Here is a 17279-nt window from a genome sequence, read left to right as displayed (position 1 = left end):
ACCAATACCAAATCAGTTATTCTTTATTTAACCCAGACTGAAGTGTGAATATTAATATCTCCTGTTCTAGAGCGCCATATTCCAATAGCTATAGCAATAGCCAGAGCTACTATTAAACTCATAGCAAGTATGAAACTGATGCTAATTATTGACTTAAGAAATATTATTAAATTAGCTAGCAGACTTATAACAACAATTGTATAATATATCCAGTTAGGAATATTAAGATGTGATTTGTTCCATGCTTCTGGATATTTTCTGGGCATTTTAAAATAGGCCACAAAATATAAAAAAGTTAGTGCCGCTACAACCAGCTGTATTAGGTTAGTAATCGTTGTAATTCGAAGTTGAAATATAATCGGAAGAACACCAATTATATACATAAATGTTAAAACATATTTGCGAGCACCTCTGCTATTTCTTTCTCCAAATTTCTTAGGCAGCCAGCCATCTTCACAGCTTTGACCAATAGTTATAGCACTAAATGCAAACGAAGAGTTAAGAGTTGATAAAAGACACATTATTGGTCCAGCTATAATAAAAACATAAAATAAAAAATTAGGCATGATAGCCTTTGCTGCATAAGTAAGGGAAGTTGAATTGCCAAATTCTGCAATCGAAAAACTGCCAGTTGCAGCAATCGCAACACCTACATACAAAACAATCAAAGCAGGAACTGACATTAATATTGCAAAAGGAATATCATGAGTAGCATTTTTGGATTCACGACCATAAGCAATGGTCATCATATATCCCTGAGTAGAATATACATATAGCAATATAGCTGGAATAAAACCAGCTTTCAACAGCCCGCTCTCACTTTTCAATGCTTCCAGCAGGCCGCCTTTTGTAAATTGGATCCAACCATTAGCCAGAAAACCCGGGTTAGTAAATTCAAAAATTGGAAGCTTAATATTTGCTATGCCAAAAGCAGTAAACATTAATAAAGCAACAATAAGGAGCCAGGTCATATATTTCTGTATTGTAGCCATGATATTGATACCCATCAAATTAACTAAATAAAATAATGTGAGCAAAAATATCCCAATTACGATCTTTGAAAATGAACCTGAAAAAACTGGAAAAGTATCACTCATGTATTCAGCGGCAGCTACTCCAAATAAAGAAAGTGAGATTGTTTGCGCCAGATAACCAAAGGCATAAATCCCTGACACTGTAGGCCCTGCCATATCACAGATAAGTGAGTAAAAACCTCCACCAAGCCTTACAGTTGAAGCTACAAAAACTACAGGTGCAAGGGTAATAAAACCAAAAAAAATAGCTATAAAATAGGCCAGCCAGGCAGAGTACCCCGTCATTTTCATAGCGGGAACTATAAGTGTTATGACTCCAGCACCAATAACCTGTCCAATTGAAAGTGCAAATAATTCAGGTTTTTTTAATACCCCAGGTTTAGGTGCAGGTTCTTCTATTACTTTAATACTCATTATATCTCCCCCTTTTAATTAAATTAATAACAATTTACTTAATCTTAATATTGGCATAAAATATATAAAGCATATCTTTACTTTTTATTAGCAACATCATATCCATAATTTATTGAATTTCTTATTTAATTTAAGTTTAGGTTTAATCCCTGAGCAATGATATAAAAAGTGATCTATGCTTTAATTCTTTGTGTACTTAGATAAATAATAAATATCTTAATATTTTATAAGCAATTTCAGACATAAAACTATTGAATTGACATTGTTCAGAGATTAAACCAGACTATTTTTTAAAATTCTTCATCCACAATAAATCTACAATTAGTTGACTTTACTCAACTGTAACTTTTTCACAATGAGTTAAGGCAAATTCCGAAAACTCATTACCTAAACCTGGTAGTTCTGGCACTTTATATTTACCATCTTTAGGTTGATAATCATGTATACACAATTTTTTATTATAATCACAAAGATTAATTCTATGGTGTTCATGAATCACAAAGTTTGGTATCACACTTTCAAGATGCAATGCCGCAACTGTTGAGATTGGACTTGCACAGACATGCGCCTGGACAGAAACATCATAAGTATAGGCCATATCACAAATTTTCTTGCCTTCAGTCAGACCACCGGTATTTCCAAGATCGGGTTGGATAACTTGAACAGACTGATTTTCAAAATATGGTGCATACTGCCAGCGGGAATAAACTCTTTCTCCATGTGCAATTGGCATTTCTAACTTATCACATATATATTTTGCTTTCTTGGGTGTAGGGGTGTTTGGTTCTTCAAAATAAAAAATATTATATTGTTGAGCTACTCTACCAAGCTGCACTGCACTATTAGCATCAGGATTAGAGTGATTCTCCATAATTATATCAACATCTGGACCAATAGCTTCACGAACAGCTGCTATACGTTCCTCAACCAGATTGATATAATATTGAGGACGTAAACGAGTCATATCTTCATCAGTGAAAGCTCGACCATCACGGTCATAAGTGAAAAAGTCTATTTTTATACAATCATAACCTTCTTCTACCGCCTTTTTACTGGCCTTAACATAATCTTCAGTTTTACTTAGTTCTTGAAATTCTGGCCCCCAGCCAAATTGCAGCTGACTTGCATATGTACGCAAGTTATCACGACGTTTGCCGCCTAAAATTTTATAAACGGGAACATCAAAATACTTTCCTTTAATATCCCAGAGTGCAATATCTAAAGCTGATATACCAGCAAATACTACCGGACCGCCATTTTGTCCCCAAAATGTTCTTTTATATAGTTTATCCCAAATAACTTCATTGTCTAAGGGATCCATCCCTATAATAAGTCTGGCTAAATCCTTGACCATTCCATAAGCCGCTGGTGCCCCAATCCCGTAAGCTAGTGCTGCCTCACCATCGCCATATATTCCTTCGTCAGTATAAATCCGGCAAATTACCGGCCGCCAATCTTCTCGTACAGAACCATCTGACTCTGTAGTCACTACCTGCATTACATCAACCTTTGTTATTTTCATAATAAAAACCCCCTTTGTTAAATACAATAACCAACAGAATATTTTCTAGGCATAAGAAATGGACCGAGAAAATAAATTCCCGGCCCAGGGCCCCAGGTCAAACACTTCTATTCTTTTTCAACTTGACAATTTTAATGATAAACTCCTCATCTTTTCCCCTTATTATTACTATATCGTGATTAAACAACTTGTAGATCTTATCTCCCGGTTGATATTCTGGTAGACCTTGCAATTTCTCTTCTCTTTGCACAGCAACCCCTCCCGGGAACCATACTCCAGCAAAACACCCCCTACCACAAATTTACAAAAACCTGTCCATATGGTATAATTATTAATGGAATAAGCTAACAGAACAGCTGGCGGCTGTTCTCTTTTTACCCTGGATTAATAGATGGATACCTCCTTTCTATTTTAGAAAGAGCCAGGGATAACTCTAGCTTTTTTTAATTCAAATCATTTTGTTAAATATAAACTTTAATCCTCCTTTATTTATATTATATTGTTTATATTTAACATTGTCAAGGAAAATTTTTACCTCTTTTTATATAAAGGAGCTCAAATTATGAATAACGACATAATAATAAGTAATATCAAGCAATTAAGAAAAATTTATGATTTAACCCAACAGGATTTAGCAGATAAAATTTCTTTTGGACGGTCCACAATAGGACAAATAGAAAGTGGACATAGTAATCCGACAAGTCAATTATTAAATGCTATTTCACTTGTTTTCGGCATTAATAAAAAATGGTTGGAAACAGGGAAAGGGCCTATGAAGAAAAATAATAAAGAAATTCTTGAGCAAGCAATTAATCTTATAAATGATCTTCCTGCAACAGAAAAAGCTTTTTTGGAATTGATGGAAAATAAATTACAAGATCAAAATAAGGAAAAAGCAACATTTTACCGTTTATTACATTCACTACTGGAAACCTATCAGCAGGCTGACCGAGATACTCAGGGCTATATAATTATTCAGTTAAGAAAGTCTTTTAGTGAATTGCTGGAAGAATAATTTATATTATACTCTCTCAGTCTAAATAACTATCCTGAAATTAAAATACCCTATTTCAGAAATTTTCTTGTTGAAATAGGGTTATCTAATATTAAAATCAACCTTTATATTTTTATAATTAAGCTAGGACAAATTTATAAAATTAATTGACACTCTAATTTTCTTAGATATATGCTTTTTTCTAAAGCAATATTATACAACATTTAATTAATTTTACCTTACTTCTGTACACTACTTAATAATCATAATCTAAAATAACTTTTGACCCCCTATCTCTTAATTTATTTACTATTTTCATTGCTTCTGAACCTTTGCTTTTATCAAATTCATTATCACTTAAATCAACATATGATAAGTTTTTTAACTCCAATAAAGGTTCTATATCCTTTATTTTATTTTGGGTTATACAAAGTGTTTCCAGCTTTTTTATATGAATAAGTGGAGATATATCTGTTATCTCATTCCCGTCAAGAGCTAAATAAATTAAATTAGTAAAGTCTTTTAGTAGACTTATATCTTCAATATTATTTCCTCCTAAACTTAGGGCAGTTAAATTTAGATTTTTAAGTTTTCCCAACAACCCTATATCTTCTTTCGCAATATACACATTGGATAAATGTAATTCTTCTAATTTATTTAAATTCAATAATACTTCAACATTATTTATTGTATTTTCAATATCTAGATTTAAAATCCTTAAATTAGTTAAATTTGCTAACGGATCTATATTTTCAATGTAATTAGTTTGAAGATATAACTCGGTTAAATTAGTAAGATTTCTTAGTGGACTGATATCACTTATTTGATTAAAACAAAGTCTTAAATAAGTTAAATTAGTAAGATTCTGTAATGAACTTAAATCAGCAATATAATTTCTAGAGAGCTTCAAAGACTTTAAATTTGTTAGCTTAGATAATGGACTTAAATCACCCTCCTTATATAAGGGAAGAACACTTAAATCAAGGCTACTTAATTTAGTTAAATACTTCAATTCATCAATATCTTCAATTTTATTTCTTGATAGATTTAACTTAGTTAAATTAGTTAAGTGTTTAATCCCTTCTATGGAGGTTATTGAACTATCACTGGCATCTAATTTTCTTATATCTTTAACCTCACTTATTGTTATGACTCCTGAGTCTTTTTGAAGCTCCTTTCGAATTATCTGCTCTAAATTTCCATCTGTAAAATTTATTACTTCTTCTTGTTTAATTCCCAGAACTTCCAACCCTACATCTAAACTAATAAAACAAACTATTAAAATTATAATTATAATAAAAAGCCAAAACAATCGTCCCTTTAACTTCATTATCTTTCTCCTTCTATTAAAAATTTTATATTTTTTCAAAGTCATTTAGAATTACTACGCCTAAATTATATCTAAAAATTGTCTTTTATTGTTACAACAATTTTTCCTCCCTTTTCTTTATATTTATCCATAATTTCATTAAGTGCCACTCTGCTATCCAAAACCATATCTGTACCTATAATATCTTTGCTATAATCATCTGCATAATCTCTTATATAAATTTTTTCTATCACTTCCCTTTTATACTTTCCAACTAATATACAACCCACTGTATGTGGATAGATATTACCCCTATGAATTTGTATAGCTGTTCGGCCAGGTACATTCTTTAATTGGATTACATCATATTTCCATTTACTTGTTCCAGCTTTCCTAATAAAAGCCTCATATTCTCCAGCAGGAATTCTACTTTCATTATTTTGGTTATTTTTCCAGGCCCTTTCTAAAGTATATCCAATATCTTCTCCTTCAACATTTATTTGTCCTACAGTTGTTTTCTCTGTTTCTTCATTTCTTGTAATGACAATCTCAAATTTATCAATTTCCATCCCCAGGCCTTTTTTTATCTCTTCCCTAGTATTTGGTCCAACTACACCATCAGTTGATAAACCACTACTCTTTTGAAATCCTATGACAGCTTTCCTAGTTGAAGAACCATAATACCCATCCACTTCAAGATTAGCACCAAATTGATTAAGGATCATTTGTAACTGCTTTATGTCTTCACCTTTCATCATTTTATTAGAATTATACTTAAAAGTTCTCCAGCTGGAATAATCATAAGATTCATAATCGTAATCTGGTAAACTCAGTTGATAATTACCTAATGTGAAATCTTTTTTAGGTGGTTTTAAATTTACTTTTTGATACCAGTTCATTCGAGAATTTAATTCTTGGTTCATGCTCATACCTATTCCAATACCATTATTATTCTTACAAAGACGTATAGAATTAAGGCTGGGCTGTATAATCAGGTCTTCTCTTTTGATTATTTCTTTCACCTTTTCCTTTAGTTGCCTGGACAAAAGCACCTTTTCTATATCAAAATTTTTCTTTATGTTTTCTACATCTTTTATTGCCTCGCTACTTATATGCCTAGTTAGTACTGATATTATTCTCCTCAATATATTCAAAGGTCTACCATTGTTAACTAGCCCATCATAACCATTTTTATTAAAGTTTATATTTAGTTCAAAGGAGACCGACTTGAATTCTGTGCTTAAAGAAAATACTAGTAATTTCATTTCCCAATAATCTTCTTCTACAATGCTCCTTGTGCTTGCTATACCAGTTGTAGGCAAGTCATTTATTAAAGCATAATTACTTTTTAGGTCACTTATAGATGTATATTTATTATCTAATTTTCTCAGTACGGAATTAAGAGACTTATTTTCTATATAGGGTTTGATGGTAATATATAAAAGATTACTGTTATTAACTGTTATTGTATTATTATAGCCAATTTCTCTTTCCCTATCTACATCTATTAATAATAAATAAAAATGATGGTTCATAGTATCTATTTCTTCTTTATATTTTATAGCACATGCATTAAAACTTATTTCTCTGTCAACATGTTCTCCCCTAACCCATCTGATCCTTACTTTTTTTACAGCATCTTTATGACTATTTTTCAAACTCGCCCATCTTTCTAGTTCTACTCCTTTAAAACATTCATCAACGTCATTATTAGGATAATAACCTTTAATAACATAGATATTACTATAGTAATCAAAAAAAATCTTCCTGATAAATTCCTTTTTAAGTGTTGTTTCAAAACCTGCTAAATCATCATCTAGAGGCTTAATAGTTATTTCTGTTTCTAATTTATTAAAGCGGCAACCATAAGATAATATACCTTTCACATTTTACACTCCTGTTATTTTATATATTTACTTTAAACATATATTTCAACAGGAGGGCATCATTTCCTTGTTTTTTCTTGATTTTTTCTATTTTTTAGTTATTTTTTACTATAAATATTAGTTTTGTCCATAAAGCAAAAATTAATGTTACATTCAATCCTTCTTATAGTGGATTTATTATTTAAACAAAAGTTGGCTGAAGCGGAGGGTATAGAGACATCAATGTTTCAATCCTTCTTATAATAGATTTATTATTTAAACAAAAATATATTGCTTGAGGAAATGAGGAAAATAGAGGTGTTTCAATCCTTCTTATAATAGATTTATTATTTAAACAAAAATATATTGCTTGAGGAAATGAGGAAAATAGAGGTGTTTCAATCCTTCTTATAATAGATTTATTATTTAAACAAAAATATATTGCTTGAGGAAATGAGGAAAATAGAGGTGTTTCAATCCTTCTTATAATGGATTTATTATTTAAACCTAATATCATCCAATAATAAGATAAGATATTAATTTCGTTTCAATCCTTCTTATAATGGATTTATTATTTAAACCTAGTATCCCTTCGTTATAAGCCGCCAAATCAGTAAGTTTCAATCCTTCTTATAATGGATTTATTATTTAAACGGTGGCCCTCCATTGCGGAGAGGTCAACTCCACAACGCGTTTCAATCCTTCTTATAATGGATTTATTATTTAAACTGAAAAAATTAGAAAAAATCCAAGATGACTATTATTGGTTTCAATCCTTCTTATAATGGATTTATTATTTAAACGAAAAAGGCTGCTAGTAATCTGCTTCTAATAGTGTCGTTTCAATCCTTCTTATAATGGATTTATTATTTAAACGATATGAGACTTCTAACCAGGCAGAAATAGCTTATCGTTTCAATCCTTCTTATAATGGATTTATTATTTAAACCCGTCACGGAGCAAGATTGTTTATATAACAGCAATCATCAGCAATTTTTGAGAAGATAACCCTCTCTTTTTTTACCGTATATTTATAAATTTTACCCCTGTTTTGATAGTTTTGCCGCAAAATTTAATCACCAACTAGATACTAATATAACTGCAATCATCGACTACTGTATATTTATTCATCAATAATTTTCCTTCAGAATTGTTTCTTTAAATTACTTTTTCCCTTATAATTGTACCAAACCCTCGACTAGTAGATTTACCCAATCCTATATATTCTGGTAAATATACATTGGAGAAGAAATAGCCAGTAAATCCTAGCATCTCTTCACCTTTAAATTTTACTGTAATATCAGATAAAGATGGTACTACTTTAATTTCTTCTTCAACCCACCAGTCTATTCCTTTAGCAAAACTGAGAATATTTCCAGTGATTACAGATTTATAAAAATTCATCTTATCTTCTTGTGGAGCTTTTATATATTTGCTTCTATAAACTCTATAATTATCCTGGCTTAGTCCTAGCCAGGGAGTAATAAAATTATATTTATAGACTGGCATATCATAATCATTATCAACTTCTATTAATTCCCTATCAACAGATAATTTGCCACCAGGAGAGAGATATTCTTTATTATCCAGTACTAGTTTTTCAATAGAAAGAAAATGCTCAGTTATTAACTCTCCACCTTTATTGATTCCCAGAATAAATGGTTTTTTATTTACAATTTTATATTGAATAAGGGGATAACCATAACGGAGACTTCCATTATCATGATGATTATGAAATAATATCTCTTTGAAATTATTAGCAAAATATCCCCGTAATTTATGTCCATAGCGCAATGATAGGTCATCTTCAATCTCATATCTTAAAGATACTACTTGAATTTCCGGCAAAAATATCACTCCTAAAAGTTACCTTCGATCAATATATATTCTAGAAATATATCTTGAGACCTTCTTATTTAATCACATATTTTTTTCTTAAAATAACTCAATTATTATTAATAGACTGCAAATACCCATAACCAATAGCAGTTTTAGCACCAATTCCATAGTCTTCTAATGCCATTTTTATATATTTTTTAAGTTTACCAAATAGAAATTCATAACCTTTAAATATATTTTTATCTAAAGCAAATAAAACTTTAAATGTAGTATCTTTAACTACATAAAAATTCACAAGATTTGGATCATCAGTACCATCAGGAAATTTATTTTCCTGATAATAATTGTTATAATGAACATTTATAATATCTTGATCTATTTTATAATTTTCAATAGGAAAAGCATCAAAAAATACTATACCTGACTTTTTCACTTTTCCCTCATTTTCACTTTCAAAATCATCTCCAAATAACTTACTATACAAATCTTTGCTAATACCGTCTTTCAAATCAATCTCATCTCTCCCTTTATTTTCTATAACTTCATCAACAAAATATTTTCTAAAAATACCTTTTAAAGCTTGACCTGGTAGATATGGAACGCCATATACATGATGAATAGTCATTGAAGTTTCTAATACACTTGGGTTACCCAGTCCAATAATCAACTTATCATCAACCCTCATATCCATATTATCACTTATTAACTCTAAATTCATATTTTCGCAATACTCTTTTACAATACACGAATAATTGCATAATTCTTTTGGAATTTTGCGTTCTGCCGTTAAATGATTGCAATATGTCTTACTGTCGTATATTAAATCCTCTAAAGACTGTATATCTAGTGATTTATTATTTAATTCAGTCCTACTCAATAATATACTATTTAACCTATAATTAAAATTTAAATCTTCAATATTTGCCTTTTCAATTTGATCATAATCAATATTCTGCAAAAACATAAACTCATAAGTTTTATTATTATATTTACAATTGTCTTTATATTTCCAATAGAAGGTATTTTTACTCACTTTACTCATTTCCAATCATTCCCTCTGAAAATTTAACTGCCCATTCCAAAAAAAATAATACTTCCAAGGTGTATTGCCTATATTCCTTTTCACTACTAAGATTAATAATCTCTTGAATTAGGTTTTCTAATTTTTGTTCTTGCACCTCTATTTTTTTTAATATTGTATACTGTTCAAAGTAATCCACTAATATTTTGCTAATATAATTATAACTTTTTTCTTCTAGATTAAGCTTATTTGAATTATTTTGATTCGATTTTTTTAATATAAAAGCTAGAGTGGCAATAAGACCATTTGCATAGATATACATTGGAATATTCTTAATATGTGTTTTAAATTTTTTGGCAGTTTCATTATCCTGTTTAATAATTTCTTTAACTATATAAAAACCCAGCCTGGCTCGTTCTCTTTCCATATCTTTGAGCTTATTCATCCTTTACCCCTCCATTAGAAGGATCACAAATTTTCATTTTTACAATTCCCTTTCCAATAGTACTATCCCCACCCATTTGTAAAATTTTAGGGAAATCACTTTTATATTTCTTAATTAAATTCTGTTTATCATTAATAATTCCATTAACAAGTAATAAAGTATAGAGGATAGATTCAGCAGGAAGGTATTCTTCAGTAAACAAATCACCTTCTTTGGTTATACCATCATCTCCTATTCTATTTCTAGTAACTATTTCCCTATTTAAACTTATTAGCTCAATAAAATCTTCATCAGATAAAATTACCAGGTCTCTGTGCAATTTAAATTTATTATGGAGAAATTCTAGTAACTCATCATACTCATGGTTTTTTTTATTTGTAAAACTAAAAACATCTAAAATAAGCTCATCTTTCTCTTCATCAGTGAAAATAGCCTTACCCTCCACTATTGAATTAGGATCAATCTTACTTAAATTATTTAGACCAAGATTAATACCTTCCTTATTATTTGACTGCAAATTATTTTTTTCTTCACCTCTATCCTTAGTTATCATTTGTAAATCCTCAATAAATCTATTAATTAAATATGGACAGCTGACATATGAAAATAAATTGTGTATAGATTTTATCGGATAGAATAATAATTTAGCATCTGAAAATCCAATTAGACCTGCCCGATTACCATTATCCGATCCAAATAAATCGTATATTTTTTCTTCATTTTTTAATCTATATTCTTCACGCAATGCTCCTTTTACACTTGACCCCTCTATCTTAGGTATATCAGTATGACTTTCTTTCTGGATAGGCATGTCTATAAAACCAAGTTCTCTACCACTACCTGCATGAACAGGTGTAACTGCTTTGATAATAAGTGCTGTAACATTTTCAAACATATTTCAACCCCCCAAAATGTTTTCTATGTAATATTTCAAATCATAATAGTCATTATTATTTTTAGAACAAACTCTACAAATAGTTAAATCTGCTCGATTAGCAGCATGTTCTGCACTTTTTATATTTTTAAATACATTCTCCTCAATATCACAACCATCAGTCAATGGATCAATTAAAACTGGCGCTCCATATACTCCAGCTATTCGGTAAGTAGAGTAATTAGTACTTTTAGCATTATCCCCAGTCATTCTACCAGATTTGCATTCAAAGACTATTAGTTTACCAGCTTTAGTCAATAAAAGAATATCAAATTGATCAACAGAAGTATTCACTTCTGAAAAAGCATCCTCAATATCAATACCCAGACTAATATCAGCAACTTTATCCAGCAATTCTTTGTTGTCATCAAGAATAGATATCATTCTATAAAAAGTCATTTTTTCTAAAATGTAACCAAAGACCATACTGTTTTTGTATTTACCTAAACTTTTCTCTAATTTTTTTAAATTATTACCTTTAAATATTTTATCTGGTATTTTTTTGTTGCTTTTATTAATATCTTCAATCATACTATCTAAACGAGTTTTCGAAGATTCTTTATCTGTTTTATTTTTATTTGATTCAATCATTATTTTTATTAGATCTACATGTTCGGTGTATAAATCATAAAGTTCCTTATAATAATTGTACTCACCTTCAAGATTTTTATCATTTATTGTTGCTTCACCAAAAAAATACTGATAATACTTAGATTTGTCACCTAAAACACTATCCTTAATATTGAAACCCATTAACTTAAGTGCAATATTAAGTGTTAAAGGATAACCTTGACCAATAATTCCATAGGGTTTTACTTTATTTTTTACTAAGCTATCAAAATAATAAGGTATGAATTTTTCAGTATCACCTTCATAATACAAAAGACAATCTTTATCTGGTCTATATTCCTTAACATATTCCGTAATAGCCATTACAAAATGTCTTTGACCGCCAGTAATATTCCATAGTATTGATTTGTCATAAGGATTATTCTTAAAAAAAACTTGCAACTTGTCAATTATATTATCATGAGTAGCTATTTCATTTGACTTAAATTGTATTTCTTCTATCTTGATACTTCTAGATTTAATAACAGAATAAAGATTCTCATCCCATTTTTGATAAGGAAATTTTTTATTTAAGTTAATATTTTTATCATCTTGCTTATCATCAAAGGTAATATTAAATATTTTTTTTATACCGTGTTCCATAATAGCCAGATAATTGACCATCTGGTTCAATGTAGAACAAATAATCATGGTATCAAATTTTTGTCCTGCCATTTTATTCTGCCTCCTTTAGCTGCTTTTTTGATAGAGGTATTATCTCATACTGAGCAAAACCACTTTCACAAAAATCTATTTCATTATCCTGACAGTTTTTAATTAATGGTTCTAAAATACATTTTTTAATATCGGCCAAACTCTTATTTTTAAAGGAAGCACTTTTTAGTAAATACACTGCTCCTTCTGGCACAGCCTTACACATAGGTTTTGATTTTTTTTCTTCATATCAAAACCACCTATATAATATGGCTTAACAGTAGAAGCTCCAACAACAGTAATATCAATCTTAAGATCCGTAAAAGAAGGCTTAAATGATCCATTATTAAAAATGACTGGTGACATAAAATATAGTTTGACAAACTCTGTTTCATTTATAAGCCTATCCATCTTTGAATAATGATTTATTATTTTTTCTGCTGAAAGCTCATAATATTTACAAGACTTATTTTCGCCTCCCAGTTTTAAATATCCATCTCCTAAACTGTTAATTTTGCTACCTTCCCACCATTTATCTTTAATATCATATTCAACAAGATAAGACCAACTATCACCTTTAAACTCGGTTAAATCTATTCGATAAAGATGATCTTCTTGAGCATTACCCTTTTTTCTGTCCTTTTGAATACCGACTTTATAAGCAGAACTTATTATTTGTTCCCGGCTTATAAAACCTATACTATCATAAGTATTTAGGTATGAGTTGTAAAAACTCCTGTGATTTATGTAACTATCTTCAACTCTTTCAAATTGTTTTCCCGGTGAATATAATAAATACTCAAGCTCGTTTAAAGATGATGTATAATTCTTAGTAATTTTGCTAAATAAACCATATTTACATTTATTCTTTTTATTTATAAAAAGGTCTAACGGTGCTGGCATATAAAGGTCATAATTTTTTTCATCATATAAAAACACTCTACCAATCCGCAAATATTTTCGGGGATCATTCTTTGCATCATATTGCTTTCCAATATAGTTATCTCTTCTAATTTTATTTAATTTTAACATTACAGAAGCTATAGCACCCTTAAATGCCGATGGATAAGGTAATAATTTACTATGCAACCAGGCACTTTCTCCTTTGTCAAATCGTTTACCATCTCCAAAAAACAAATTATCATTAGGTTTAATTTTTAGCATTTTCATTTTGCTTATCATCCCTTAAAATAACTGAAATCTTATCTATTATATAAAACAGATTCAAATAATTTTTCAAACCAGCAGAACCATATTCATAATTATTATTTTGCAGTAACATTTTAAGTAATTTCTCTGTTTTTTCAAGAGCTTCCTTGTTCTCTTCTTTTTCTTTTTCCTTCAAACTCCTTTTCAGCAATCGTTTCTGCTGTATAAGAAACATTTCTATTAAATCTCTTTTTTGCTCAAGATATAGATCGTTACTATCCATACTCAAAAATATTTCACTTAATTCCCGATAAAAATGACTTGATTTTTCTGCAAAATATGTATATAGTTCTTTAAGAATTTCAACAATATAATCATCATTCAATATATTTTTAGCATAAAACTCCTGATAGGAATAACCCTCTGTCAATACCGCTATAATAAAACCATTTTTTTCTCCATTACGGCTGATATTTTTATACTTTTTCTTGAGATAGTCAATTCTTTCCTTAGATACCTGAAGACTTTCACTTAGAGTATCTTTATAATGAAGTATAAAAATACCCTGGGATAAAGTAATTTCCTTAAATACTTCTTCGTTTTTTACTTTTTTATTAAAACAATCATATACTTTTTCAGCTAATTCAATAGATTTTCTAACAGGCAATAAAGCCAGAATATCATCACCACCAGCATAAACTAACAGACAATCTTTATTTTCATTGAAAAACTTACGCACCTCTTTTAAAAAACCATCTATTTTATTTGATAGCTGCTGCTGATATTCCAGTAGTCCCATTGCATTATCACTTTTATATTCCCCACTCATCCATTTACCCAGATCATCTATATCTGCCCGATAAATAGAATAATACTCTTCCTGTTTTCCTTTAAATACCTCTGCGAATAATTTTTCCACTCTATCTTTATCAGTCTGTAGTTGTTCACTTACTCCATCTTCCAGGATTTTTCTATTAACATTAAGAAGTTTTTCTTTATATAATAACTGTTCTTCCCCATATTTACTGTCCTGGCTATACCTATCTTCAATCATCTTTCTATATTCTTTATATTCTTCTGGGTATTTTTCTTGATTTATCTTTTTCCAATTACTTAAAGCAATAGCAGCAGTAGATTTTATCTCAATATCTTTTTCTTTATTTTTATTCTTGTCATTGCCTAAAACTCTCTTCATATAGCAAGCCCCACAAAGGCATTCACCTTTCTTAAAAATTATATTCTGAAAAGTATTATCCTTTATTTCTTTACTGTCCTTCTGAATATCAAATGGGCGTTTTTTTTCTTCATCTTTCCGCCTATAGAAAATAGCATTTCGTTTTCCACAGATTGAACATTTTCTGCCTTGTTCTTTATTTCCAGAAAATTTTTTAACATATTTAACTGCCTCTAAATTTTTATATAAGTCCTCATATAATTCTTTATATTTTTCTTCATCATCCCAGACTTCATCATTTACCTCTGTTTCTACCCAATAGATATCAAAAATTGAAGAGATATGTTCTTTAATCTGTTCTTGAAGTTTTTTACTTAAATTATATTTTTCTAAACCTATCCGCTTCATTAAATATTCTTTGATATATTCATCATGAATATATTTTTCTATTTCTCTACCTCTGCTTTCAGGACTATCATAGCTGAATATTAAATAATTAGGAAGAGTAGAATTAAAAGAATTTTGATTTTTTTCAACATTAGGTAATAATAATTCACAACCGGATTTATCTTTAATTGTTTTCATTAATTCTGAAATAATTTTACTGCTATTAACTAGATCAATAACTCTTCTGGATTCTAAAATATAATCTTGTACAGACCCGAGTGTGAATAGTAATATTTTTGCCATAAATTCTACACCTCCCCCTTCTTTTTTCGGTTATTATATATTTCAATATAATTATTCTCCTCTATAAATTTATCAATAAGACTCTCGTTAGCATCATCTTTGAGTTTTTCTGGTTCATCTTTATTCTTAAGATATAGTCTACAATAATCATCTCGATTTAGAATATTTCCACTCAGCCTAACCATTATAGGAATATACTTATCTTCTGATGTCTTATGTATTTTAAAAATAAGTGATGAAGGTAACCTATTTATATCAAATTTTTTCTTATTTTCTCCTTTTTGAATCTGAAAATTAAATGGTTTTGAAGATTTATCATTTGTTAAAGGTAACCCAAAAATTGCTTTTGTTGTTGACTTTTTTCCAAAATTATAATCTTTATAATTTTCTTTTCTAAAACTACAATAATTATCATTAAACCTTGCAAGTGCTTTTTTCCAGGTATCAAAAGTCCTTATTTTTTTTTCTTTATCTTTATCATTTGTATTTCCATCGAAAACAGTATAAATAGTAAATTCATTCCCTATTATATTGGGATAACTGTTTAATTGGGTATTTTTTGGGTTTATATTTTTTTCAATTAAAATTAATTCTATACTTTTTTTCAATTCATTTTTATAATTATTTAATGTAGGTTTAAAAACTAAGTTCTGTTCAATCCGCTCATTTAAAGAGTCATTACCTTCTACATTTACCTCTGTAATACGAAAATTTCCTCCCCCACGCCTACTTCGACTACCCATTCCCCCTAATAATTGTAGAACATTTAATGATTTTAGATATTCATTAAGGGTGGTTATAGTTTGATTTTTTTCTTCTATCTCATCAGAGTAAACACCCTTATAACTAAATTCAATATCAAATTTTCCTCCCGCTTTAAATGCTTCTTTATTATTTTTATCCAATTTTAATGAATAAAATAAATAGCTTACATCTTCATTTTTATCTTCTTTCTTTTCATTGCTTAATATTTCGTTAATACTAACTGGATCTATTTTTTTATTCCTAATTCTTATATTAATCAAAGACCTTTTTTCTGTACTACCAAAAATCTCATCTTCCCTCTTTTTTAGTTCTCTATGATCATCTGCATAATTAAATGTTCGCCACCAATATCTTAACAAACCTTTAATAGAACTAGCTCTTATTTCAAGATTATTATTCGCTCCATACATAAATAAAGGTGTAACCAACTGGCATGTAACTATAACCTTTTCCACTATAATACCTCACTTTCAAAAATCCTGTTCCCTAATAAAGAATCTCTAGAACCCCAAATCCTCGCCTGTAGCCCTTCATACGCCCGTTCCGACAAAATATACCTTTAGTACAGCCTGGAAATCTTCGTCATTCATCATCTTAACAAATACCTTCTGATTCTTATCCATCCACACCATAGCTTTTTTCATAAAAAGTTACCGTATCCTTTGCTTCTCAACTTCCATATATAAAACATTAGTATCTAAAATAATTCCAATATTGATTTGTTATATTATAAACTTCAACAAAATACATAAATTTCCTGCAAGAAATTGTAAATAATTAAGCAAATATTGAATATTCCTGGACGCTAAAAATAAAAAATCCCCACCCAAAGGAACTACCTTCGGATAAGGGTAAAAGATA

15 protein-coding genes and 1 CRISPR repeat array are annotated in these 17279 nt (G+C 29.3%); of the genes, 1 reads left to right on the top strand and 14 read right to left on the bottom strand.

Features of this window, described 5'->3' with window-relative positions:
- Positions 1–23: 23 nt before the first annotated feature.
- The 3 genes from GM661_RS05635 to GM661_RS05625 form a co-directional block, all read right to left on the bottom strand.
- Positions 24–1448, bottom strand: coding sequence for an APC family permease (locus GM661_RS05635; RefSeq protein WP_230869129.1), 1425 nt, complete (start codon positions 1446–1448; stop codon positions 24–26).
- Positions 1449–1779: 331 nt separating this feature from the next.
- A complete protein-coding gene (locus tag GM661_RS05630) occupies positions 1780–2970 on the bottom strand; it encodes a mandelate racemase/muconate lactonizing enzyme family protein (RefSeq protein WP_230869128.1) in 1191 nt (396 codons plus the stop codon).
- Between the two features lie 97 nt (positions 2971–3067).
- Positions 3068–3220, bottom strand: a complete 153-nt coding sequence (locus tag GM661_RS05625; RefSeq protein WP_230869127.1) for a hypothetical protein — start codon at positions 3218–3220, stop codon at positions 3068–3070.
- A 312-nt stretch (positions 3221–3532) separates the two neighbouring features.
- Between GM661_RS05625 and GM661_RS05620 the strand changes: the two genes are divergently transcribed.
- Entirely contained in the window at positions 3533–3985 is a 453-nt protein-coding gene (locus GM661_RS05620) for a helix-turn-helix domain-containing protein (RefSeq protein ID WP_230869126.1), read from the top strand.
- Positions 3986–4220: 235 nt separating this feature from the next.
- Here the strand turns inward: GM661_RS05620 and GM661_RS05615 are convergent, their stop codons facing one another.
- From GM661_RS05615 to cmr1, 11 genes are all read right to left on the bottom strand, one after another.
- On the bottom strand, positions 4221–5294 hold the full coding sequence (locus GM661_RS05615; RefSeq protein WP_230869125.1) for a leucine-rich repeat domain-containing protein: 1074 nt from the start codon (positions 5292–5294) through the stop codon (positions 4221–4223).
- Between the two features lie 71 nt (positions 5295–5365).
- A complete protein-coding gene (locus GM661_RS05610) occupies positions 5366–7159 on the bottom strand; it encodes a DUF5675 family protein (protein WP_230869124.1) in 1794 nt (597 codons plus the stop codon).
- 150 nt (positions 7160–7309) lie between these two features.
- A CRISPR array of direct repeats spans positions 7310–8087; the repeat unit is 37 nt; unit sequence GTTTCAATCCTTCTTATAATGGATTTATTATTTAAAC.
- Positions 8088–8296: 209 nt separating this feature from the next.
- A complete protein-coding gene (locus tag GM661_RS05605) occupies positions 8297–8986 on the bottom strand; it encodes a CRISPR-associated endonuclease Cas6 (protein WP_230869123.1) in 690 nt (229 codons plus the stop codon).
- A gap of 97 nt (positions 8987–9083) precedes the next feature.
- Positions 9084–10019: a type III-B CRISPR module RAMP protein Cmr6 gene (cmr6, locus tag GM661_RS05600; protein WP_230869122.1), complete on the bottom strand. Its 936-nt coding sequence runs from the start codon at positions 10017–10019 to the stop codon at positions 9084–9086.
- A complete protein-coding gene (gene cmr5, locus GM661_RS05595) occupies positions 10012–10443 on the bottom strand; it encodes a type III-B CRISPR module-associated protein Cmr5 (protein WP_230869121.1) in 432 nt (143 codons plus the stop codon). The genes cmr6 and cmr5 overlap by 8 nt, the downstream gene beginning before the upstream one ends.
- Positions 10436–11338, bottom strand: a complete 903-nt coding sequence (cmr4, locus tag GM661_RS05590) for a type III-B CRISPR module RAMP protein Cmr4 (protein WP_230869120.1) — start codon at positions 11336–11338, stop codon at positions 10436–10438. Before cmr4 ends, cmr5 begins: the two co-directional genes overlap by 8 nt.
- A 3-nt stretch (positions 11339–11341) precedes the next feature.
- Positions 11342–12661: a hypothetical protein gene (locus tag GM661_RS05585; protein ID WP_230869119.1), complete on the bottom strand. Its 1320-nt coding sequence runs from the start codon at positions 12659–12661 to the stop codon at positions 11342–11344.
- Between the two features lies 1 nt (position 12662).
- Positions 12663–12839: a hypothetical protein gene (locus GM661_RS05580; protein WP_230869118.1), complete on the bottom strand. Its 177-nt coding sequence runs from the start codon at positions 12837–12839 to the stop codon at positions 12663–12665.
- The gene (locus GM661_RS05575; protein WP_230869117.1) at positions 12827–13810 is read right to left on the bottom strand and encodes a type III-B CRISPR module-associated Cmr3 family protein; all 984 of its coding nucleotides are present in this window, start codon (positions 13808–13810) and stop codon (positions 12827–12829) included. Before GM661_RS05575 ends, GM661_RS05580 begins: the two co-directional genes overlap by 13 nt.
- Positions 13791–15653, bottom strand: a complete 1863-nt coding sequence (gene cas10 / locus GM661_RS05570) for a type III-B CRISPR-associated protein Cas10/Cmr2 (protein ID WP_230869116.1) — start codon at positions 15651–15653, stop codon at positions 13791–13793. The genes GM661_RS05575 and cas10 overlap by 20 nt, the downstream gene beginning before the upstream one ends.
- Positions 15654–15658: 5 nt before the next feature.
- Positions 15659–16873, bottom strand: coding sequence for a type III-B CRISPR module RAMP protein Cmr1 (gene cmr1, locus GM661_RS05565; RefSeq protein WP_230869115.1), 1215 nt, complete (start codon positions 16871–16873; stop codon positions 15659–15661).
- Positions 16874–17279 lie beyond the last annotated feature (406 nt).

Origin of the sequence: Iocasia fonsfrigidae (assembly GCF_017751145.1) — a bacterium.
GTDB classification, from domain to species: Bacteria; Bacillota; Halanaerobiia; order Halanaerobiales; family DTU029; genus Iocasia; species Iocasia fonsfrigidae.
The sequence above is the reverse complement of the archived record's forward strand: the minus strand, read 5'-3'. Positions and strand labels throughout refer to the sequence as shown.

What these genes read in the sequence shown, in the direction of transcription:
- GM661_RS05635 (WP_230869129.1), bottom strand. Translation starts at nt 1,448, where the DNA reads ATGAGTATTAAAGTAATAGAAGAACCTGCACCTAAACCTGGGGTATTA.
- GM661_RS05630 (WP_230869128.1), bottom strand. Translation starts at nt 2,970, where the DNA reads ATGAAAATAACAAAGGTTGATGTAATGCAGGTAGTGACTACAGAGTCA.
- GM661_RS05620 (WP_230869126.1), top strand. Translation starts at nt 3,533, where the DNA reads ATGAATAACGACATAATAATAAGTAATATCAAGCAATTAAGAAAAATT.
- GM661_RS05615 (WP_230869125.1), bottom strand. Translation starts at nt 5,294, where the DNA reads ATGAAGTTAAAGGGACGATTGTTTTGGCTTTTTATTATAATTATAATT.
- cmr6 (WP_230869122.1), bottom strand. Translation starts at nt 10,019, where the DNA reads ATGAGTAAAGTGAGTAAAAATACCTTCTATTGGAAATATAAAGACAAT.
- cmr5 (WP_230869121.1), bottom strand. Translation starts at nt 10,443, where the DNA reads ATGAATAAGCTCAAAGATATGGAAAGAGAACGAGCCAGGCTGGGTTTT.
- cmr4 (WP_230869120.1), bottom strand. Translation starts at nt 11,338, where the DNA reads ATGTTTGAAAATGTTACAGCACTTATTATCAAAGCAGTTACACCTGTT.
- GM661_RS05585 (WP_230869119.1), bottom strand. Translation starts at nt 12,661, where the DNA reads ATGGCAGGACAAAAATTTGATACCATGATTATTTGTTCTACATTGAAC.
- GM661_RS05575 (WP_230869117.1), bottom strand. Translation starts at nt 13,810, where the DNA reads ATGAAAATGCTAAAAATTAAACCTAATGATAATTTGTTTTTTGGAGAT.
- cas10 (WP_230869116.1), bottom strand. Translation starts at nt 15,653, where the DNA reads ATGGCAAAAATATTACTATTCACACTCGGGTCTGTACAAGATTATATT.